We start from the raw sequence: 20227 nt of genomic DNA on the forward strand, positions 1-20227 counted from the left end.
GGTTCGGCGGTGAAAAATCGGTAACCATTCTTCGATTGCGGTGACGTGAAGATCTGACATGCTGGCTGTGGAGATTGGAACGGGAAGGTTCCAAGGGAGGCTTGCGTGAGAACATTGACCGCTTTTGCTGCGGGCATGGCTTTCTGGCTGTGCGGCGCAAGCCAAGGCATAACCGAGGCGAGATTGAACGTCCTGTGCGGCGTCGACGAAGCCTGGTGCATGACCATGGAAAAAGCGTTCGAAGCCCGGGCGGGTATCGATATCTCGATGGTTCGCAAGAGCACCGGTGATATACTCGATCAGATCCGAGCAGAAAAATCACATCCGACAGTGGATGTCTGGTGGGGTGGAACCGGTGATGCCCATCTCCAGGCTGCCTCAGAGGATTTGCTCGATCGATACCAGCCCGACCATGAACGCGATATGCTGCCTTGGGCGCAGAACTTCTTTGCCATGTCCGGCTCACGTTCGGCCGCCATATATGCGGGGGCCTTGGGTTTCGCCTACAATTCCGATCTCCTCGCAGCACTGAAGCTTCCGGCCCCGACCTGCTGGCAGGACCTGACGAAAGAGGCCTATCGCGGCCATATCCAGTCCGGCAATCCGAATTCCTCCGGAACGGCTTTCACGATGCTCGCCACGCTCGTGCAACTCCTCGGCGAAGAGGAAGCGTTCCGGTACATGGCCGCGCTCAACCGCAATATTGTCGAGTATACCAGGGCCGGCTCGGCGCCGGTAAAGGCTGCCGCCCGTGGTGAAATCCTGATCGGCATCTCGTTCATGCATGACGCGGTCACCTTGAAGGAAGCGGGCGCCCCTCTTGTCATCGTCGCACCCTGCGAAGGGACTGGTTACGAGATCGGTGCGGTCAGCATCGTCAAGGGTAGCCGCAACGCCAGGGCAGCCCAGGCCTTCGTCGATTTCGCCCTCAGCCCCGAAGGCCAGGCGACAGGGGCCGCGGCCGGGCAGAATCAGGTTCCGTCGAACGCCAAAGCGGCTTTGCCGCCGGCCGCCCCCGACATCACCATGATCAAGATGGTGGATTATGACTTTGCAACATTCGGCTTGTCCGACGAGCGAAGTCGGCTGTTGACCCGTTTCGACACCGAGATTTCCCCGACCCAATAGGCCGGGATCCAACTTCCATCCGACACTTGACACACGGTGCGATCGACGCGCCGCGACGGGCAGCGCTTATGTCGCTGGCCCACCCCCTCTCAGACGCAAGCAACAGGAGGATACCCATGCGACTGACAGTTCTTTCCACGCTTCTCTTTTCCGGAACGGCGTTGGCTGCCGGTTCGGTCCAGGCCGCCGGCGAGCTCAATCTCATCTGCTCCGCCGATGTCGTCATCTGCGAACAGATGCAAGGTGACTTCGAAAAGGCTCACGACATCAAGGTGAATATGGTGCGCCTGTCGTCGGGTGAGACCTATGCCAAGATACGCGCTGAGGCTCGCAATCCGAAGACCGACATCTGGTGGGCCGGCACGGGTGATCCGCATGTCCAGGCCGCATCGGAAAACCTGACGCTGGAATACAAGTCGCCGATGCTCGACCAGTTGCAGGATTGGGCCAAAAAGCAGGCGGAGAGCACCGGCTTCAAAACGGTCGGCGTCTATGCCGGCGCGCTCGGCTGGGGTTACAATACCGAGATCTTCAAGACCAAGGGTTATAAGGAACCCCGCTGCTGGGCCGATCTCCTGGCGCCGGAATTGAAGGGCGAAATCCAGATCGCCAATCCGAACTCGTCGGGCACGGCCTATACGGCACTCGCTTCGCTGGTGCAGATCATGGGCGAAGACCAGGCCATCGACTATCTGAAAAAGCTGAACGCCAACGTCTCGCAGTACACCAAGTCCGGATCGGCTCCGGTCAAGGCGGCGGCGCGGGGCGAAACGGCCCTTGGTATCGTGTTCATGCATGACGCCGTCGCCCAGACCGCCGAAGGCTTTCCGGTCAAGTCGGTCGCGCCATGCGAGGGCACCGGTTATGAAATCGGCTCCATGTCGATCATCAAAGGCGCCCGCAATCTCGACAACGCCAAGGTCTGGTACGACTGGGCGCTGCGGCCCGAAGTTCAGTCGCGCATGAAGGATGCCAAGTCCTTCCAGCTGCCTTCGAACAAATCGGCGGAGGTGCCGAAGGAAGCTCCGAAGTTCGAGGACATCAAGCTGATCGACTACGACTTCAAGACCTATGGCGATCCCGCCAAGCGCAAGGCCCTGCTGGAGCGTTGGGACCGGGAAGTCGGCGCCATTGCCAACTGAAGATCGATGAATTGGGCGGCATCCCGGAGGAATCCAGGATGCCGCCCCGTTCTCCCCTTATATCAACGTGAAATAAGCGAGGTATGCCATGAGACGTGGCAATCGCCGATTGGACATCGTCCTTGGCCTAGGGGCGGCTGCCCTGATTCTGATCCCGTGGTATCGCATCGAAGGCGGCTTCTTCGGATTCAACTGGCTGTCTGCATTCCCGTTCTCCGTTGATACGGCGCCAGGGCTGCTGCAAATCCTGCAGCATGAAAGAAGTTGGCTTGCCGGGGTCGTCCTGCTCTTTCTCCTCGGCTATGTGGCGCGTCTGGTGCGCGATCCGATGCGGCGCGGAACGCTGCTCGCCTGGATCGGCGCCGTCGGCCTTGTCTTCCTGTGTCTGCAGGGATTGGCGATCGGATTTTCCGGCTGGACCTGGGCAATCAGTGAAAACCTGCTCGGCATGTTGTCCCAGGGACAGCCTTCGATGGGCGCCGGCGCGGTCCTCTTGGCGCTCGTCTTCGTTCTTCTCTTTGCGTTCGGACTGGCCGAACGTGGGGTGATGAAGGGAGACGCCTTCATCGTCGGCTCGATTTCCATTCTTGCGTTCCTGGTCACCGTCTTCGTTTTCTACCCGATCGGCAGCATGTTCATCGCTTCGGTGCAGGACTTCGATGGCTCCTTCAATCCGGATGGTCTTTTACGCAACATTCAGGACCCCGGCATCTGGAGCCTGGGCTGCATAGCGGGCGAAGAACGTTGCGGCGTTGCCTGGCGCACGCTCCTTCTCGCCCTCATGACCGCTACCGGCTCCACCCTGCTCGGCCTCGGCTTTGCGCTGGTGGCGACGCGCACGCGCTTTCCGTTCAAAAAGGGATTGCGCCTGCTGACGGTGCTGCCGATCATCACACCGCCCTTCGTCATCGGCTTGGCGCTGACGCTTCTGTTCGGGCGCGCCGGGGTCATCACCGAGGCCTTGTCGAGCCTCCTGGGTATCGAGCCAGGCCGCTGGCTCTATGGGCTTACAGGCATCTGGATTGCCCAGGTCCTCTCCTTCACGCCGATCTCCTTCCTCGTCCTTATCGGCGTCGTCGAAGGCGTCAGCCCGTCGATGGAGGAGGCATCGCAGACCCTGCGTGCCGGTCGCTGGCGCACATTCTGGCGCGTCTCGCTGCCGTTGATGAAGCCGGGTCTCGCCAATGCCTTCCTGATCGGGTTCATCGAGAGCATGGCCGATTTCGGCAATCCGCTCGTGCTCGGCGGCACGCATGGCGTGCTTTCGACGGAAATCTTCTTCGCGGTCGTGGGCTCGCAGAACGATCCGTCGCGCGCGGCCGTTCTGGCCATCGTCCTCCTCTGCTTCACTCTCTCGGCGTTCCTCGCCCAGCGTCTCTGGTTATCGGGCAAGAGCTTCGCCACGGTCACCGGCAAGGGCGACAGCGGCGCCCATATCGCCTTGCCGCGCGGACTTTCCATTGCCGTGCATGCGGTGGTCGTTCCATGGATGATTTTCACCGTCGTCGTCTATGGAATGATCCTGGTCGGCGGCTTCGTGAAAACCTGGGGCCTCGACAATACGCTGACGCTCGACCACTACGTTCGCGCCTTCTCGATCGGTTTCGCCAATGGCGGGATTGCGTGGACCGGTGTGGCGTGGAACTCCTTCTGGACGACGATGGAGATCGCGCTCATTTCGGCGCCCTTGACCGCTGCGGTGGGCTTGCTGACGGCCTACATCATCGTACGGCAGAAATTCGTCGGTCGGAACGTCTTCGAATTCGCGCTGATGATGAGCTTTGCTATTCCCGGAACGGTCATCGGCGTCAGTTACATCATGGCTTTCAATCTGCCTCCGGTAGAGATGACGGGCTCGGCGCTGATTCTCATCCTCTGCTTCGTCTTCCGCAATATGCCGGTCGGCGTTCGCGGCGGGATCGCGGCGATGAGCCAGCTCGACAAGAGCCTGGACGAGGCGTCGCTGACTTTGCGTGCGGACAGTTTCCGCACGATCCGCAAGGTGATCCTGCCGCTGCTGCGGCCAGCCATTACCGCTGCCCTGGTCTATTCCTTCGTTCGCGCCATAACCTCGATCAGCGCCGTCATCTTCCTCGTCAGCGCGCAATACAACATGGCCACGTCCTATATCGTCGGCCTCGTCGAGAATGGCGAATACGGCGTGGCGATCGCCTATTCATCCATGCTGATCGTGGTGATGAGCATCATCATCGCCGGCTTCCAGCTTATCGTCGGCGAACGCCGCCTGCGCCGCGAAAATCGCGTCGCCGGCGCCAGCTCAGCCCCCTCTGTTCCTCTCGGTCAGGAGAAAACTGCATGATCACCGTCAAACCCGGTTCCGTCACCTTTCAGAACGTGCGCAAGACTTTCGGTACATTCACGGCCATTCCGGACCTGTCTCTGACCATCGACCCAGGCACGCTGGTAACGTTGCTCGGCCCATCCGGCTGCGGCAAAACAACGACGTTGCGCATGTTGGCCGGGCTCGAGCATCCGACATCCGGACGCATTCTGATCGGCGGTGCGGATGTCACTATGTTGCCCGCCAATGAGCGCGATGTCTCGATGGTTTTCCAGTCCTATGCCCTGTTTCCGCACATGACGTCGCTCGATAACGTCGCCTACGGTCTGCAGTCGTCGGGCCTCGGCAAGAAGGAAGCGCGGGAAAAGGCCGAGGAAGGATTGAAGCTCGTCGGCCTTGCGGGCATGGGCCATCGCTTGCCTGCCGAGCTTTCCGGCGGCCAGCAGCAACGCGTTGCGGTTGCCCGCGCACTTGTGCTCGAGCCGCAGGTGCTGCTGCTCGACGAACCGCTCTCCAATCTCGATGCGCGTCTGCGCCGCCGGGTCCGTACGGAAATCCGCGAACTGCAGCAGCGGCTCGGTTTCACCGCCGTCTATGTCACGCACGACCAGGATGAAGCCCTGGCGGTATCCGACCGCATCATCGTCATGAAGGATGGCGAGATCGCCCAGTCCGGGACGCCGCGCGAGCTTTACGAAGCGCCGGCCTCTTCCTTCATCGCCGATTTCATGGGCGAGGCCAATGTCATCCCCTGCGAGGTGGTCCGCATTGAAGGTGCGGAGGCGCTCATCCGCGTGGCCGGTGTCGACCATCGCCTGCCGGGGCGCAGCGCAAAGCCCGGCATGGCGAAACTTGCTGTCAGGCCCGGATCGATCACCATAGCACCGCCCGGCCAGGAGGGCCTGGCTGGACGCGTTCTCCACAGTGCCTATCTCGGCGGACATGTCGAATATGAAATCGAGACCGACGTCGGGACGCTGTTCATCATCGACCATGCCGTTGAGAGAAATCTTCCGCCTTCGAGCGATGTTACACTCGGATTCGAGAACCGTGGCATTGCGCTGATCAACGCCTGAAACATTTGGAATGCGAAATAAAGGATAGCAACATGACTATGCATGACACCGACCTGGAGCGGCGCTTCGCCCTGGCCAAATCCCTTGCTGAGGAGGCTGGCGCTTTGGCGCTCGACTATTTCAACAAGCGCGAGACTCTTGTGATCGAGACAAAGCGCGATCTTCAGGACGTCGTGTCGATCGCGGATCGGAACGTCGAGACCTTTCTGCGCGAGCGGGTTGCGGCAGCAATTCCCGAGGACGGTTTCCTCGGCGAGGAGTTTGGCCATCAAGCGGGAAGTTCCGGCTACACCTGGGTTGTTGATCCAATCGACGGCACCGCGCCCTTCGTCAATGGCATGCCGACCTGGTGCGTTTCGATCGCTGTCCTCCACCAAGGCGTCCCGGTCATCGGCGTCATCCAAGCGCCCTGTGCGAATGAGCTTTATGCCGCAGCCGCCGGCCTTGGAGCGAGCTTGAATGGCGGGATGCTGTCGCTTGATCCCTCCCGCACGATACAGAACGCCATGACGGGCATCGGCTGCAATACGCACGTCGCTCCAGACGTTGTCGGCTCGATCATAACGGCGTTGCTTGCTAGCGGCGGCACGTTCATCCGGAACGGCTCTGGAGCGCTCATGCTTGCCTATGTGGCTGCAGGGCGTCTTGTCGGCTATTACGAACCTCACATGCGGGCTTGGGACTGCATGGCGGGCTTTTGCCTGGTCAAAGAAGCAGGGGGCGAGTGCCTGCCCTTTCCGACCGAGGGGGAAGATTTGTTCAAGGGGCATCCAGTCCTTGCCAGCAATGTTTCCGCATATCCCGAATTGTTGGCGATTCACAATCTGCGCGACGGCCATAGGACCGGATTGTAGAGCAGGCTAGGCGGCGGCGAGCGCGCGGCTGACAATGGCGGATGTTTGCTCGTAGAACTGATTGTCATAATCTGCCATGAACACGAGCAGGCAGATGAAGAACAAGCAAATTCAACAACCCCCACTCGCGATGAAGACTCCGAGAAAACGCAGCAAGCCTCGACCAGACAAGTCTCAGCCATTGCTGCGGCAGCTCGCCGCCGTTCCTGCCAAGCTGTTTTCGGGTGCATTCCGCCAACAGTACGGCGCGATTTGCTTCCGCTACATCGATGACGGACCGGGAATCGAAATCCTGGTAATCACATCGCGCGAGAGTGCGCGCTGGGTCATTCCGAAAGGGTGGCCGATGAAAGGGAAGAAGCCGTTTGAAGCGGCGGCGATCGAAGCCTGGGAGGAAGCAGGCGTGCGCGGGACGGTGAGGAAGAAACCGGTCGGTCGCTACACCTATCTGAAAGACCTCGACGATGGCGACGTAGCTCCCTGCATCGTCGATTTGTTTCAGGTTGAAGTCATCGAGATCAGCAACGACTTCAAGGAGCAAGGCCAGCGCATTTTGGAATGGGTCAACCCCGATGAAGCGGCACGACGCGTTCGTGAGGTCGAACTGAAATCGCTGCTCGTCGAATTCGAAGTTCGCCGGCGCACGAAGCGCGATCCCCGCTGACGGCTGTCCTCCATTAGTTACTTGCATGATGATAGTCACTGCTGTAGTGACATCCCTATGCAGCGGACAAGCTTCAGTCAATTCAAATGCCCGGCGGCGCGCGCGCTCGACAGCGTCGGCGACTGGTGGAGCATCCTCATCCTGCGCGACGCCTTTCAGGGGCTGTCGCGCTTTGACGATTTCCAGAAGAGCCTCGGCGTTGCGCCGAACATCCTGACGCGGCGGTTGAAACACCTCACTGATAAGGGGCTGTTCGAACGGCGGCTTTATCATCAGCGCCCTGCCCGCTACGAATATCGGCTGACGGACAAGGGCCGCGATTTCTTTCCAGTGCTGATGACGCTGTTTTCCTGGGGAAGCCGGCACATTCCGGAGGAAGATCTTGCCTTTCTGCTCGGCGACGCCGCCTCCGGCAAAGAGCGCGAGGCGGTGCTGGTCGACGCACGGACCGGCGAAGAAGTGACTCCCGAAAACACCAGCCTGCTGGCAGGCCCGGCAGCCGACGACGCGGTGCACGAGCGGATCGCCCGCATGCGCGCCTGGTATCTCGGCATCGACGCATAGAGAGGAATATATCATGGATCGCATCGTCGTCACCGGCATGGGACTTGTCTCGCCGCTCGGCACCGGCGTCGAGCTCGCCTGGAGGCGCCTTCTTGACGGCGGCTCCGGGCTGAGAGTGCTTTCGGACGATGTCGTCGGAGAGCTGCCGGCCAAGGTCGGCGGCATCGTTCCTGATATCACCGAGAATGCCGAGGCCGGTTTCGATCCCGACCGTTACATCACGCCCAAGGACCAGAAGAAGATGGACCGCTTCATCCAGTTCGCCATGGCGGCCACGGAGGAAGCGGTGAAGCAAGCCGGCTGGATGCCGGTCGACGAAGCGAAACGCGAGCGCACCGCGACGATCATCGCCTCCGGGGTCGGCGGTTTTCCGGCGATCGCGGAAGCGGTGCGGATCGGCGAAACGCGCGGCGTGCGGCGGCTGTCGCCCTTCACCGTGCCCTCCTTCCTTGTCAATCTCGCCGCCGGTCAGGTCAGCATTCGTTACGGCTTCAAGGGCCCGCTCGGCGCGCCGGTGACGGCTTGTGCGGCCAGCGTCCAGGCGATCGGCGATGCGGCGCGGCTTATCCGCTCCGGCGAAGCGGATGTGGCGATCTGCGGCGGCGCCGAGGCGTGCTTCGACAAGGTGAGCCTCGGCGGCTTTGCCGCAGCGCGCGCCCTTTCCACCGGCTTCAACGAGACGCCGGACCTGGCGTCGCGGCCCTTCGACACGGCGCGCGACGGTTTCGTCATGGGCGAAGGCGCCGGCATCCTGGTCATCGAAACACTTGAGCATGCGCTTGCCCGCGGAGCGACGCCGCTGGCCGAACTCGTCGGCTACGGCACGGCGGCAGACGCTTATCACATGACGTCAGGCCCCGAAGACGGCGACGGCGCGCGCCGGGCGATGGAGGCAGCCCTCCGGCAGGCGAATATCCCGGCATCGGAGGTCAAGCACCTCAACGCACATGCGACCTCCACACCGGTCGGCGACAAAGGCGAGATCGCGGCGATCGCCACGGTCTTCGGCCGCAATGGCGGCATCGCCGTCAGCGCGACAAAATCGGCGACCGGCCATCTGCTGGGTGCTGCCGGCGGGCTGGAGGCGGTCTTCACCATCCTGGCGCTGCGCGACCAGATCGCGCCGCCGACCCGCAACCTGGATCAGGCCGATGCCGCCGCCGATGGGATCGATATCGTCGGCAAGACGGCGCGGCCGCTGCCCATGGACTATGCCATCACCAACGGTTTCGGCTTCGGCGGCGTCAATGCCAGCGCCCTCTTCCGCCGCTGGTCGTAAAGTCCGCTTTTCTTAAGTAAAAAATCGCCTACACTTCTGCTCTATCGGGGATCATTCTCCGATACAGCTGGAGATCCACCATGCGCGCCTTCTTCGCAGTTGTCATTCTGTGTGCCGCGTCCCTCTTCTCCACCGTCTCGGCGCGCGCCGAAGACCCGATCGAGACGACGCGGACGATGATCGAAGAACAGATCGCGGCGTTCCTCAAGGACGACGCCGAAACCGCATATTCCTTCGCCGCTCCCGGCATCAGGGCGATGTATCCCGACAAGAACCTGTTCTTCGCCATGGTGAAGAAAAGCTACGAGCCGGTCTATCATCCCGGCAACTACGCTTTCGGCCGCAGCCGCTCGATCGACAACGGCGCGCTGATCTATCATGAGGTGCTGATCTCAGGCCGCGACGGCAAGGACTGGACGGCGATCTACCAGATCACCCGCCAGCCGGATGGCAGCTACAGGATCAACGGCGTGCAGATCATGCCGGATGCCGACAGCAAGGGGATCTAACGCGCTATTCTTGGCTGGATGAAACGCTGCCCAGCACCTGGATCCGTTGCACTAACTATTTTGAAATCGTGCTGGAGTAAAAATCCGCCAGCGGAGGATTGGCAGGTTGAATACTGGCAAGCGATTTTTCACGGCTATTGAAGCGTTGCGGGGACTCGCGGCCATCATGGTCATGTTTCTACACACCGGCGGCACGCTTGGTCCGATACCTGTCAATATCAGCTACCTTGCCGTTGATCTCTTCTTTCTCTTGAGCGGCGTCGTTCTTGCAAGTTCATACGAAAGGCAACTGGCAACGGGACAGATTTCGCCTGCCAGATTTCTGCTGCAGCGGATCATTCGGCTTTATCCTGTTTATCTGCTTTCTCTTCCTGTTGGCCTTGTCAGCTATTCAATTCAATTCGGCTTCGATTACCTAACCTTGGCCAGCCTTCTGCTGAGGGCGATTCTGTTCATTCCAAATGCAGGCACGGGCGGCGCCTTTCCGCTAAACGGGCCGAGTTGGTCGCTCTTCTTCGAACTCTGGGCTGGAGTGCTGTTTTCCATTCTTCTGGTGCGACTTTCATCCAGAAGCTTGCTCGCCATCGCCCTCGGGACAGCGGGTATCACCTTGTACGGAGCCGTTGGAGGCAATTTCGACATTGGCCATCAGGCGGGCTACTTCGGATTTGGCTTCTCGAGAGTTTTGTTCTCGTTCTCGCTCGGGATCTGCCTTCAAAGGTTTCACGAGCTTCGGCCGCCGAATGCGGCCAATAGAGGCAACACCGTCGGCATTTTCCTCTGTGGTTGCCTGATTGTGATCACGAATATACCCGCCAGCACATTTTACGGTTTTCCCTATTTTGATCTTTTCATATGCTTGGTGATTTTCCCGGCCATTGTCTGGGTCGCAATGCGCACGAGGCAGACCGGCTTTGTCGAACTGGCATTTCGTTGGCTGGGGATCGTTTCCTATCCGATTTATATCCTGCACGCGCCCATCTTCGAGTTGCTGCATTTGCTGCGGCAAAAGGGCTTTGACCTCCCGGCATCCCCTGCAGCCGGTATGGTCGTCGTGATAGCGATTTTCATCATGGCCGGCATCGTCGCCACCCACTTCGACGAGCCAGTGCGCAAAAAACTCAAAATCGTGATTGCCCCAAGACCAGCATCAGAGCTTCCCGCGGAGAGCCGCGCTGGAGCGAGCTAGCCTTACACCGGGTCGAGATCGCCCCTCGCCCATTCCTCCATCGTCTCCGCCATGAAATCGGCGAAGCGGCCTTCGGCGATTGCCTTGCGGATGCCCTGCATCAGTTCCTGGTAATAGGCGAGATTGTGCCAGGAGAGCAACATGCCGCCGAGCGCTTCGTTGGAGCGGACGAGATGGTGCAGATAGGCGCGTGAATAATCGCGCGAGGCCGGGCAGTTCGACTGATCGTCGAGCGGGCGCATATCCTCGGCATGGCGGGCATTGCGGATATTGACCTTGCCGCGGCGCGTGAAGGCCAGGCCGTGGCGGCCGGAACGGGTCGGCATGACGCAGTCGAACATGTCGATGCCGCGGGCGACCGATTTCAGGATATCATCCGGCGTGCCGACGCCCATGAGGTAACGCGGCTTTTCCCCGGGGAGCACGGGCAGCGTTGTGTCCAGCATCTGCAGCATGACGTCCTGCGGCTCGCCGACGGCAAGGCCGCCGATCGCATAACCCTTGAGGTCGAGCTGGCTCAACGCCTCAGCCGAGCGGATGCGCAGCGCCGGAATGTCGCCGCCCTGGACGATGCCGAACATCGCCTTTCCAGGCTGCTCCCCGAAGGCGACCCGGCAGCGCTCGGCCCAGCGCAGAGACATTTCCATGGCGCGCTCGATTTCCTTCGGCTCGGCCGGCAGCGCCACGCATTCGTCGAGCTGCATCTGAATATCGGAGCCGAGCAGCCCCTGGATTTCGATGGAACGCTCCGGCGACATATGGTGCAGGCTGCCGTCGACATGCGACTTGAAGGTGACGCCCTGCTCGTCGAGTTTGCGCAGGCCGGAGAGCGACATGACCTGGAAGCCGCCGGAATCCGTCAGGATCGGGTGCTCCCAGCGGATCAGCCTGTGCAGGCCGCCGAGGCGGGCGACACGCTCGGCGCTGGGACGCAGCATCAGGTGATAGGTATTGCCGAGGATGATGTCGGCGCCGGTTTCGCGCACCTGGTCGAGATACATGGCCTTGACCGTGCCGACGGTACCCACAGGCATGAAGGCCGGCGTGCGGATCGTGCCGCGCGGCATGGAAATCTCGCCGAGGCGCGCGCCGGCATCGGTCTTCTTCAAGGTGAACTGGAAGTTCTCTGTCATTTGTCTTTCCGGAAAAGAAGGCTCGCGTCTCCATAGGAGTAGAAGCGGTAGCCTGTCGAAATGGCGTGTTTATAGGCCGCGTGCATGGTTTCGAAGCCAGCGAAGGCCGAGACCAGCATGAACAGCGTCGAGCGCGGCAGGTGGAAATTCGTCATCAGCATGTCCACAGCCTTGAAGCGGTAGCCGGGAGTAATGAAAATGCCGGTGGCGCCGCTCCAGCCGCGGATCTCGCCGCCTTCTTCTGCAGCACTTTCGATCAGCCGTAACGAGGTGGTGCCGACGCAGACGATGCGCCCGCCCCTTGCCTTGACGGCATTCAGCCGGGCGGCGATTTCAGCGCTGACAGTGCCGCTTTCAAGATGCATCTTGTGATCGTTGGTATCGTCAGCCTTCACGGGCAGGAAGGTGCCGGCGCCGACATGCAGCGTGACGAAATGACGTTCGATGCCGGCTCTGTCGAGCGCTTCGAACAGCGCAGGCGTGAAATGCAGGCCGGCGGTGGGGGCAGCGACGGCGCCCTCTTCGCGGGCATAGATCGTCTGGTAATCAGCGCGGTCGCGCTCGTCCTCGGGGCGCTTGGCGGCGATATAGGGCGGCAGCGGAATATGGCCGACGGCGGCGATCGCCTCGTCGAGCGCCGGGCCGGAAAGATCGAAGGCAAGCGTCACTTCGCCGGCCTCGCCCTTCTCCTCGACGGTGGCATCGAGCGAGCCGAGGAAGCAGCTTTCGGCTGAATGACCGAAGGCGATGCGGTCGCCCTCCTTGATGCGCTTGCCGGGCTTGGCAAAGGCCTTCCAGCGGCTCGGCCCGACGCGCATATGCAGCGTTGCCGACACCTGCTGGCCGCCGGCGCCGTCGCGATGGCGAATGCCTTCCAGCTGGGCGGGAATGACCTTGGTATCGTTGAAGACCAGCGCATCGCCCGCCCGCAGGAAGGATGGCAGATCGCCGACGCGATGATCGGAGAACACGCTTTCCGCATGGGGCCTGCTTTCCGCATGGGGATTGACGACGAGCAGGCGCGCGCTGTCGCGCGGCTCGGCAGGCCGCAAGGCGATGCGTTCATCCGGCAAATCGAAATCGAAAAGGTCTACGCGCATAACGGCACTTTCAGGCAAAGCGAAACCCGCCCCCACGCGGTTGCGCACGCGCAAGAGCGGGTTTCAGCAGAAATCACAATCAGACGTCGGCGGCAACCCGCATCGAGACGATCGAGTCCGGATCGGAAACCGGCTCGCCGCGCTTGATCTTATCGACGTTGTCCATGCCTTCGATGACCTGGCCCCAGACGGAATACTGCTTGTTCAGCCAGGGCGCGTCGGTGAAGCAGATGAAGAACTGCGAATTGGCCGAGTTCGGGTTCTGTGAACGGGCCATCGAGCAGGTGCCGCGCGTATGCGTGGTCGCAGAGAATTCGGCCTTTAGATCTGGCTTGGAGGAGCCGCCCATGCCGGCGCGGCCGGGATTGAAGGTTTCCGAGCCCTTCTTGCCGAATTCGACGTCGCCCGTTTGAGCCATGAAATCCTGGATGACGCGGTGGAAGACGACGCCGTCATAGGCCTTTTCGCGGGCGAGTTCCTTAATGCGGGCGACATGCTCCGGGGCGACCTGCGGCAAAAGCTGAATGACAATCTTGCCCTTGGTGGTTTCCAGAATGATGGTGTTTTCGGGATCCTTGATCTCGGCCATTGTCTTCTCCTCTTGTTTCTCTCGTAACTTACTTCTTACCCAAGGTGACCTTGATCATCCGGTCGGGACTTTTGACTTCGCCGTTCTGGCCTTCGCCGCGCTTGATCTTGTCGACATTCTCCATCCCGGAAACGACCTTGCCGACGACGGTATACTGGCCGTTGAGGAAGGATCCGTCATCAAACATGATGAAGAACTGCGAATTGGCGGAATTCGGGTCCTGCGAACGGGCCATGCCGACCGTGCCGCGCACAAACGGGGTCTTGGAGAACTCGGCCGGAATATCCGGCATGTCGGAGGAGCCGGTGCCGGCGAGGCTCGGATCGAAACCCTTTTCCATATTGCCGTATTTGACGTCGCCGGTCTGGGCCATGAAGCCGTCGATGACGCGGTGGAAGGCGACGTTGTCATATTCGCCCTTCTTGGCCAGCGCCTCAATCTGGGCGACGTGCTTCGGCGCAACCTCAGGCATCAGCTGGATGACGACGGGACCGTTCTTCAACTGGATGGTGAGATAATGATCGGCCGACTGGGCGAAGGCATCCCCCGCGAAGGAGGCGAGATACAACACGCCGGCAAATGCGAGATAAAAGAGTTTCATGTGGGCTCCGTTGCGGCGGGTTCCGCCTGGTCTTTGCGCTTGCTGGACTTGGTACTTATCAGACTTTGTACTTGTTAGACGTCGTACTTGTCAGTCTGGGCGCTTGGATGTGAGGGCTTGCAAGACGGCGGCCGGCACGAAGGCGCTGACATCGCCGCCCATGGCGGCGATCTGGCGGACCAATGTGGCGGTAATGGGCCGCGAGGCCGTGCCCGCCGGCAAAAAGATGGTTTGGATATCAGGCGCCATCGTCCGGTTCATGCCGGCCATCTGCATTTCGTAATCAAGATCGGTGCCGTCGCGAAGACCGCGGATCAAAAGCGTGGCGCCATGGCTGCGGGCGGCATCGACGACCAGATTGTCGAAGGCGACGACGTCGATGTCGCCGGTCTTGCCGGGCAGCACTTCAGCCAGGGAAAGGCGGATCAGCTCGGCTCTCTCCTCGAAGGAAAAGAGCGGCGCCTTGCCGGGATGAATGCCGATCGCAACAATCACCTTTTCGGCGACGTTCAGCGCCTGGACCAGAACATCCACATGCCCATTGGTGATCGGGTCGAAGGACCCGGGATAAAAAGCTGTCGTCATCTGGCCCGACCGTTGGTTTGACGCCTTTTGTCACGGATGCCGCCTTCCCGCAAGTCATTTGGCCGCAAGTGATTTGGCCAATCATCCCGGACGGTTGAACGGCGGATGAATGGCTCGTTCAAGGCGGTTTCAGACAGGATCTGCTTAACTCGGATCATCAACGCAGCCGATGCCATTCCGGCATCCGGCGCTCCCCGAAAGACCAAGTCCATGCTGATCGTGCTCGTTGCACTTGCCGTCGTTTCCTCCCTCGCCGCCGAGATGGCCTATGGCTATTTCGCCGACCGCTACGAGGTGAGCTGGGTGCGGCCGGCGCTTGCAGAGCATGCGGCGATCGTGCGCGCCCAAGGCCGGCTGCGCGAAAAAACGAGGTTCGAATCTGAACGCCAGATGAACGGCACATTCAAGGAGGCTTCAGATCGGCATTGGTAAACACCCCGTCAACATCCGGCGGAACCATTTTAAAACGGATGCGTTCATTCAACCGACACATAGATGCGATTATCGCGGCAGGAAGGACTAAAGATGCCCGGCAAGATTACGATGATTAACGTGCTCTGGATGGTAATGGTCACGGGCATGCTGACCGCAACTGTCGCTCTCTATGATCAGAAGATTGATGCGTCCAAGGTTTATGGTCCCTATGCTTCGGCCCGGACGGCCGTACTGGGCCAGTACTGAGGGGCGAGAACGCAACTCCCCAGGAAAGGAATGCCTATGTTCACGATCTTGACAGTGCTCACCGCCCTTATCAGCATCATGTTCATAGTGTCTGTAGCCTCGACGATATCAGCGCTCCGGCGCGAAGGTGAAGAGGTAAAGGCGCTGAACGAAAAACATAGAGCGTTCTGACCTTCCTTTTTCCAAGCAATTCCCCACCTTGAGCGGCACCCTTCCGCTGCCCAAGGCCTTTCAAAGCCGGATGCACCCAGCCTCCGGCTTTTTCTTTGGGACTGATCTTGAACCATCCCTTAAAGCGCGTCGCGATCTTTCAGATTGCTCCTTGCGCTTTGGGTCTTTGTATCTACGCGGGTCGTTATCGCAAAACCGCTGCACACTTTTACGCGACATGCTTTTGCTTGAAAAGAAAAGGGCGGCCCGACGCCGCCCCGTTCATATGATCATTCCTCGGCCGGCCCGGCCCGATCACCATCGGCAATCGGCGCCTCACCGGCTGCACCTTCGTCGGTCGCAGCGGCGCCGCCTTCGGCGACCTCGACAACCTCCTCCGTCTCCTCCTCCTCAGGCTCACTGATGCGCTCGACCGAGACGACCTTCTCGTCCTTGGCCGTCGAGAAGATCGTGACGCCCTTGGTGGCGCGGCTGGCGATGCGGATGCCGCCGACCGGCACGCGGATCAGCTGGCCGCCATCGGAAACCAGCATGATCTGGTCGCCGTCATCGACGGGGAAGGCCGCGACCAGTTCGCCGATCTCGCCTGTCTTCGACGTGTCGGTGGCGCGGATGCCCTTGCCGCCGCGGCCGGAGATGCGGAAGTCATAGGAGGACGAACGCTTTCCGAAGCCCTTTTCAGAGACGGTGAGCACGAACTGCTCGAGCTGCTTCAGCTCCTCGTAACGCTCGTCGGAGAGCTGTCCCTCTTCGGTGACCTCCTCGCCGACCAGCGCGATCTCCTCGGCCTCGCCCGTCGTCAGGCGGCGGTCGTTGGCGGCGCGCTTCAGATAGGCGGCGCGTTCCCACGGCTCGGCGTCGACATGGCGGACGATGGTCATTGAGATGATGCGGTCGCCGCCGGCAAGGCTGATGCCGCGCACACCGATCGAGTTGCGGCCGGCAAAGACGCGGACATCGTCGACGGAGAAACGGATGCACTGCCCGAGCGCCGTCGTCAGCAGCACGTCGTCATTTTCCGTGCAAGTCTCCACGGAGAGGATTTCATCGCCCTCCTCCTCGAGCTTCATGGCGATCTTGCCGTTGCGGTTGACTTGGACGAAATCCGACAGCTTGTTGCGGCGAACGGTGCCCCGCGTCGTCGAGAACATCACGTCGAGATTATCCCAGCTCTCCTCGTCCTCGGGCAAGGGCAGGATGGTGGTGATGCGCTCGCCGGGGGCGAGCGGCAGCATGTTGATCAGCGCTTTGCCGCGCGAGGTCGGCGTTCCGATCGGCAGGCGCCAGACCTTTTCCTTATAGACGATGCCGCGCGAGGAGAAGAACAGGACCGGCGTATGCGTATTGACAACAAATAGCCGGCTAACGAAATCCTCGTCGCGGGTAGTCATGCCGGAGCGACCCTTGCCGCCGCGGCGCTGGGCGCGATAGGTGGTCAGCGGCACACGCTTGATATAGCCGAGATGCGAGACGGTGACGACCATGTCCTCGCGGGCGATCAGATCCTCGTCATCCATTTCGAGGCCGCCATCGACGATCTCGGTGCGTCGCGGCGTACCGAATTCATCCCGCACTGCGATGAGCTCGTCTTTGACGATGGTCTGGATGCGGACGCGCGAAGAGAGAATATCGAGGTAATCCTTGATTTCCTCGCCGATCTTGTTGAGTTCGTCGCCGATTTCGTCGCGGCCAAGCGCCGTCAGGCGGGCAAGGCGCAGTTCAAGGATGGCGCGGGCCTGCTCTTCGGAGAGATTGTAGGTCAGGTCCTCATTGATGCGATGGCGCGGATCGTCGATCAGACGGATCAGGCTTTCGACATCTTCGGCCGGCCAGCGGCGGGTCATCAGTTCTTCGCGTGCCGACTGCGGATCGGGCGCCTGACGGATGACGCGGATGACTTCATCGATATTGGCGACGGCAATGGCGAGACCGACCAACACATGAGCGCGGTCACGCGCCTTGCGCAGCAGGAATTTCGTTCTCCGGCTAACGACCTCCTCACGGAAGGAGACGAAGGCGCGCAGCATGTCGAGCAGGGTCAGCTGCTCCGGCTTGCCACCGTTCAGCGCCACCATGTTGCAGCCGAAGGACGTCTGCAGCGGCGTATAGCGGTAAAGCTGGTTGAGGATGACCTCGGCATTGGCGTCGCGCTTCAATTCGACGACAACACGATAACCCTGGCGGTCGGATTCGTCGCGCAGATCGGAGATGCCTTCGATGCGCTTGTCGCGCACCAGCTCGGCCATCTTCTCGATCATCGTCGCCTTGTTCACCTGGTAGGGGATCTCGGTGATGATGATCTGCTCGCGGTCGCCGCGCATCGGCTCGATGGCCGCGACGCCGCGCATGATGACCGAACCGCGGCCCGTCTCATAAGCCGAGCGAATGCCGGCACGGCCGAGGATCTTCGCACCCGTCGGGAAGTCGGGGCCGGGAATGATCTGCATCAGGTCCGGCAGCTCGATGGCGGGATCGTTGATCAGCGCGATGCAGCCGTCGATGACTTCCGACAGGTTATGCGGCGGAATATTGGTCGCCATGCCGACGGCGATGCCGCCGGCGCCGTTGACGAGCAGGTTCGGGAACTTGGCGGGCACCACGACCGGTTCGGAGAGCGTGCCGTCGTAGTTGTCGCGGAAATCGACGGTTTCCTTGTCGAGATCGTCGAGCAGTGAATGGGCAGCCTTTTCGAGGCGGCATTCGGTGTAACGTTCGGCCGCCGGCGGATCACCGTCGACCGAGCCGAAATTGCCCTGGCCGTCGATCAGCGGCAGACGCAGCGACCAGGGCTGGGCCATGCGGGCCAGCGCATCATAGATCGCCGAATTGCCATGCGGATGGTATTTACCCATCACGTCACCGGTGACGCGGGCGCATTTGACGTATTTCTTGTTCCAGTCGATGCCGAGCTCGGACATGCCGTAGAGGATGCGCCGGTGCACGGGCTTCAGGCCGTCGCGCACGTCGGGCAGCGCGCGGCTGACGATGACGCTCATGGCGTAATCGAGATACGACCGCTGCATTTCCTCCATGATGGAGATGGGCTCGATGCCTGGCGGGAGCTTCCCGCCGCCGGGGGGTGTTTGCTCAGTCAAAACAGATCACGATCTCTTCTAGAATCACTTGAAGATTTATAGCGGAAAGCCTGTTGCCGCGCCAATTTCACGGGGCGTTTTGAACAGGCTTTTGCGGCTTAAAGAGGGTAAAACATGCAAGTCGCGCGGTCGCAGCGGACAAATCCGCCGCCGGCCGCCGCGGGACATTTGCCAAATCGGAATCGCCGCTTCACAATCACCAAAACCAGGCATAAAAACCACGTGACTATATGGGGTTTTCGAGGGACGATGGCAAGCGCCGACCAATTGATCAACGCCTTCACGACGCTCATCGTCACCATCGATCCGCCGGGGCTCGCACCGATCTTCCTGGGGCTGACGACCGGCATGAGCCGCGCCCAGCGCACGCAGGTGGCGCTGCGCGGTTCGACCATCGCCTTCATCATCCTTGCCGTCTTCGCGCTATTCGGCGCGAGCGTGCTCGGCGTGCTCGGGATCTCGATCGGCGCCTTCCGCATCGCCGGCGGATTGCTGCTCTTTTGGATCGCCTTCGAGATGGTCTTCGAACGGCGCCAGGAGCGCAAGGAGAAGGCCACCGAGGCGGCTGTCACCAAGGATCATATCGAGAATATCGCCGTCTTTCCCCTCGCCTTGCCGCTGATCGCCGGCCCGGGCGCAATCTCGGCGACAATCCTGCTTGCCGGCACACTGCCGACATCCGTCGAAAAGGCCCAGTTCATCGCCGTCATCGCCGCCAATCTGTTGCTGACCTTTCTCATGCTGCTGATCGCCGATAGGCTCGACCGCTTCCTCGGCGTCACCGGCCGGGCGATCCTGACGCGGCTCCTCGGCGTCATCCTCGCCGCCCTTGCGGTGCAATTCGTCGTCGACGGCGCAAAAGCGGCGCTCAATCTGATCAGCGCGACGCCGCACTGATCGGTGCAAAACCAAAGAAAAAGAGCACGACGCCATCAAAGGCATCATGCTCTCGGATAGTCTATAGAGCTGGGAAAAGCGGCGGATCAGAACGGGATGTCGTCGTCGAGATCGCGCGAGAAGTTGCCGCCGCCACCGCCGCGGCTTGGCGATGATGAGGGAGCCGGGGCGCCGTAGTCATCGCCATAATCATTGTTGTTGCTGCCTCGGCCGCCGCCGGAGCTTGCACCGCCGCCTTCACCGCGGCCGTCGAGCATGGTCAGGGTCGAACCGAAGCCCTGCAGCACCACTTCCGTCGAGTAGCGGTCCTGTCCCTGCTGGTCCTGCCATTTGCGGGTCTGCAGCTGGCCTTCGATATAGAGCTTGGCGCCCTTCTTCACATATTGCTCGACAACCTTGCAGAGGCCCTCGTTGAAGACGACGACGGTGTGCCATTCGGTCTTTTCACGGCGCTCGCCGGAATTGCGGTCGCGCCAGGTCTCCGAGGTCGCGATACGGAGATTGGCGATCGGCCGGCCATCCTGCGTGCGGCGGATTTCCGGGTCCGCACCGACGTTTCCAATCAGAATTACCTTGTTTACGCTACCAGCCATGCTTCTCACCCTGCCTGCCGCCCTGCCCGGCGGCGTTTAATCGATCGGCGCACCTTAAACCATCACGGACCGCCG

Annotated in this window: 20 protein-coding genes; 13 read left to right on the forward strand and 7 right to left on the reverse strand. The window is 61.0% G+C overall.

The window, feature by feature from the left end:
* The first annotated feature begins 135 nt into the window (after positions 1-135).
* The 10 genes from ACS4RS_RS18665 to ACS4RS_RS18710 all read left to right on the forward strand — a co-directional run bounded on the left by ACS4RS_RS18665 (position 136) and on the right by ACS4RS_RS18710 (position 10707).
* Positions 136-1128: an ABC transporter substrate-binding protein gene (locus ACS4RS_RS18665; protein WP_449313977.1), complete on the forward strand. Its 993-nt coding sequence runs from the start codon at positions 136-138 to the stop codon at positions 1126-1128.
* 116 nt (positions 1129-1244) lie between these two features.
* Positions 1245-2270 carry an ABC transporter substrate-binding protein gene (locus ACS4RS_RS18670; protein ID WP_449313777.1) on the forward strand — a complete coding sequence of 342 codons (1026 nt, stop codon included), beginning with the start codon at positions 1245-1247 and terminating at the stop codon, positions 2268-2270.
* Between the two features lie 88 nt (positions 2271-2358).
* Complete coding sequence (locus ACS4RS_RS18675) at positions 2359-4590, forward strand: ABC transporter permease subunit (RefSeq protein WP_439009767.1); 2232 nt, start codon at positions 2359-2361, stop codon at positions 4588-4590.
* On the forward strand, positions 4587-5648 hold the full coding sequence (locus tag ACS4RS_RS18680) for an ATP-binding cassette domain-containing protein (RefSeq protein WP_439009766.1): 1062 nt from the start codon (positions 4587-4589) through the stop codon (positions 5646-5648). The genes ACS4RS_RS18675 and ACS4RS_RS18680 overlap by 4 nt, the downstream gene beginning before the upstream one ends.
* A 32-nt stretch (positions 5649-5680) precedes the next feature.
* A complete protein-coding gene (locus ACS4RS_RS18685; RefSeq protein ID WP_439009765.1) occupies positions 5681-6502 on the forward strand; it encodes an inositol monophosphatase family protein in 822 nt (273 codons plus the stop codon).
* 130 nt (positions 6503-6632) lie between these two features.
* Positions 6633-7166 (forward strand): NUDIX domain-containing protein, encoded by a 534-nt coding sequence (locus ACS4RS_RS18690; protein WP_439011806.1) that lies wholly within the window; start codon positions 6633-6635, stop codon positions 7164-7166.
* A gap of 57 nt (positions 7167-7223) precedes the next feature.
* A complete protein-coding gene (locus ACS4RS_RS18695) occupies positions 7224-7730 on the forward strand; it encodes a winged helix-turn-helix transcriptional regulator (RefSeq protein ID WP_449313778.1) in 507 nt (168 codons plus the stop codon).
* Positions 7731-7743: 13 nt separating this feature from the next.
* Positions 7744-9009 carry a beta-ketoacyl-ACP synthase II gene (gene fabF / locus ACS4RS_RS18700; protein ID WP_439009764.1) on the forward strand — a complete coding sequence of 422 codons (1266 nt, stop codon included), beginning with the start codon at positions 7744-7746 and terminating at the stop codon, positions 9007-9009.
* Between the two features lie 80 nt (positions 9010-9089).
* A complete protein-coding gene (locus ACS4RS_RS18705; RefSeq protein ID WP_439009763.1) occupies positions 9090-9518 on the forward strand; it encodes a DUF4864 domain-containing protein in 429 nt (142 codons plus the stop codon).
* A gap of 106 nt (positions 9519-9624) precedes the next feature.
* The gene (locus ACS4RS_RS18710; RefSeq protein WP_449313779.1) at positions 9625-10707 is read left to right on the forward strand and encodes an acyltransferase family protein; all 1083 of its coding nucleotides are present in this window, start codon (positions 9625-9627) and stop codon (positions 10705-10707) included.
* Positions 10708-10709: 2 nt separating this feature from the next.
* Here ACS4RS_RS18710 and tgt read toward each other — a convergent pair whose 3' ends face one another.
* The 5 genes from tgt to coaD form a co-directional block, all read right to left on the reverse strand.
* Positions 10710-11840 (reverse strand): tRNA guanosine(34) transglycosylase Tgt, encoded by a 1131-nt coding sequence (gene tgt / locus ACS4RS_RS18715; RefSeq protein ID WP_439009762.1) that lies wholly within the window; start codon positions 11838-11840, stop codon positions 10710-10712.
* On the reverse strand, positions 11837-12940 hold the full coding sequence (gene queA / locus ACS4RS_RS18720) for a tRNA preQ1(34) S-adenosylmethionine ribosyltransferase-isomerase QueA (RefSeq protein ID WP_439009761.1): 1104 nt from the start codon (positions 12938-12940) through the stop codon (positions 11837-11839). The genes tgt and queA overlap by 4 nt, the downstream gene beginning before the upstream one ends.
* A 79-nt stretch (positions 12941-13019) precedes the next feature.
* Positions 13020-13529 (reverse strand): peptidylprolyl isomerase, encoded by a 510-nt coding sequence (locus ACS4RS_RS18725; protein ID WP_439009760.1) that lies wholly within the window; start codon positions 13527-13529, stop codon positions 13020-13022.
* Positions 13530-13557: 28 nt separating this feature from the next.
* Positions 13558-14130, reverse strand: coding sequence for a peptidylprolyl isomerase (locus ACS4RS_RS18730; RefSeq protein WP_439009759.1), 573 nt, complete (start codon positions 14128-14130; stop codon positions 13558-13560).
* Between the two features lie 90 nt (positions 14131-14220).
* A complete protein-coding gene (gene coaD, locus ACS4RS_RS18735; protein ID WP_012557666.1) occupies positions 14221-14715 on the reverse strand; it encodes a pantetheine-phosphate adenylyltransferase in 495 nt (164 codons plus the stop codon).
* A gap of 105 nt (positions 14716-14820) precedes the next feature.
* Between coaD and ACS4RS_RS18740 the strand changes: the two genes are divergently transcribed.
* Both ACS4RS_RS18740 and ACS4RS_RS18745 read left to right on the forward strand, forming a co-directional pair.
* Complete coding sequence (locus tag ACS4RS_RS18740) at positions 14821-15147, forward strand: hypothetical protein (RefSeq protein WP_439009758.1); 327 nt, start codon at positions 14821-14823, stop codon at positions 15145-15147.
* 93 nt (positions 15148-15240) lie between these two features.
* Positions 15241-15396: a hypothetical protein gene (locus ACS4RS_RS18745; RefSeq protein ID WP_439009757.1), complete on the forward strand. Its 156-nt coding sequence runs from the start codon at positions 15241-15243 to the stop codon at positions 15394-15396.
* A gap of 440 nt (positions 15397-15836) precedes the next feature.
* Here ACS4RS_RS18745 and gyrA read toward each other — a convergent pair whose 3' ends face one another.
* Entirely contained in the window at positions 15837-18662 is a 2826-nt protein-coding gene (gene gyrA, locus ACS4RS_RS18750; protein WP_439009756.1) for a DNA gyrase subunit A, read from the reverse strand.
* Between the two features lie 249 nt (positions 18663-18911).
* Between gyrA and ACS4RS_RS18755 the strand changes: the two genes are divergently transcribed.
* Positions 18912-19559 (forward strand): MarC family protein, encoded by a 648-nt coding sequence (locus ACS4RS_RS18755; RefSeq protein WP_012557663.1) that lies wholly within the window; start codon positions 18912-18914, stop codon positions 19557-19559.
* 86 nt (positions 19560-19645) lie between these two features.
* Here ACS4RS_RS18755 and ACS4RS_RS18760 read toward each other — a convergent pair whose 3' ends face one another.
* On the reverse strand, positions 19646-20152 hold the full coding sequence (locus ACS4RS_RS18760; protein ID WP_439009755.1) for a single-stranded DNA-binding protein: 507 nt from the start codon (positions 20150-20152) through the stop codon (positions 19646-19648).
* Positions 20153-20227 lie beyond the last annotated feature (75 nt).

The sequence above is a fragment of the Rhizobium sp. F40D2 genome (assembly GCF_051810745.2).
Classification (GTDB): Bacteria; Pseudomonadota; Alphaproteobacteria; order Rhizobiales; family Rhizobiaceae; genus Rhizobium.

What these genes read in the sequence shown, in the direction of transcription:
- ACS4RS_RS18665 (WP_449313977.1), top strand. Translation starts at nt 136, where the DNA reads ATGGCTTTCTGGCTGTGCGGCGCAAGCCAAGGCATAACCGAGGCGAGA.
- ACS4RS_RS18670 (WP_449313777.1), top strand. Translation starts at nt 1,245, where the DNA reads ATGCGACTGACAGTTCTTTCCACGCTTCTCTTTTCCGGAACGGCGTTG.
- ACS4RS_RS18675 (WP_439009767.1), top strand. Translation starts at nt 2,359, where the DNA reads ATGAGACGTGGCAATCGCCGATTGGACATCGTCCTTGGCCTAGGGGCG.
- ACS4RS_RS18680 (WP_439009766.1), top strand. Translation starts at nt 4,587, where the DNA reads ATGATCACCGTCAAACCCGGTTCCGTCACCTTTCAGAACGTGCGCAAG.
- ACS4RS_RS18685 (WP_439009765.1), top strand. Translation starts at nt 5,681, where the DNA reads ATGACTATGCATGACACCGACCTGGAGCGGCGCTTCGCCCTGGCCAAA.
- ACS4RS_RS18690 (WP_439011806.1), top strand. Translation starts at nt 6,633, where the DNA reads ATGAAGACTCCGAGAAAACGCAGCAAGCCTCGACCAGACAAGTCTCAG.
- ACS4RS_RS18695 (WP_449313778.1), top strand. Translation starts at nt 7,224, where the DNA reads ATGCAGCGGACAAGCTTCAGTCAATTCAAATGCCCGGCGGCGCGCGCG.
- fabF (WP_439009764.1), top strand. Translation starts at nt 7,744, where the DNA reads ATGGATCGCATCGTCGTCACCGGCATGGGACTTGTCTCGCCGCTCGGC.
- ACS4RS_RS18705 (WP_439009763.1), top strand. Translation starts at nt 9,090, where the DNA reads ATGCGCGCCTTCTTCGCAGTTGTCATTCTGTGTGCCGCGTCCCTCTTC.
- tgt (WP_439009762.1), bottom strand. Translation starts at nt 11,840, where the DNA reads ATGACAGAGAACTTCCAGTTCACCTTGAAGAAGACCGATGCCGGCGCG.
- queA (WP_439009761.1), bottom strand. Translation starts at nt 12,940, where the DNA reads ATGCGCGTAGACCTTTTCGATTTCGATTTGCCGGATGAACGCATCGCC.
- ACS4RS_RS18725 (WP_439009760.1), bottom strand. Translation starts at nt 13,529, where the DNA reads ATGGCCGAGATCAAGGATCCCGAAAACACCATCATTCTGGAAACCACC.
- ACS4RS_RS18730 (WP_439009759.1), bottom strand. Translation starts at nt 14,130, where the DNA reads ATGAAACTCTTTTATCTCGCATTTGCCGGCGTGTTGTATCTCGCCTCC.
- coaD (WP_012557666.1), bottom strand. Translation starts at nt 14,715, where the DNA reads ATGACGACAGCTTTTTATCCCGGGTCCTTCGACCCGATCACCAATGGG.
- ACS4RS_RS18740 (WP_439009758.1), top strand. Translation starts at nt 14,821, where the DNA reads ATGAATGGCTCGTTCAAGGCGGTTTCAGACAGGATCTGCTTAACTCGG.
- ACS4RS_RS18745 (WP_439009757.1), top strand. Translation starts at nt 15,241, where the DNA reads ATGCCCGGCAAGATTACGATGATTAACGTGCTCTGGATGGTAATGGTC.
- ACS4RS_RS18755 (WP_012557663.1), top strand. Translation starts at nt 18,912, where the DNA reads ATGGCAAGCGCCGACCAATTGATCAACGCCTTCACGACGCTCATCGTC.
- ACS4RS_RS18760 (WP_439009755.1), bottom strand. Translation starts at nt 20,152, where the DNA reads ATGGCTGGTAGCGTAAACAAGGTAATTCTGATTGGAAACGTCGGTGCG.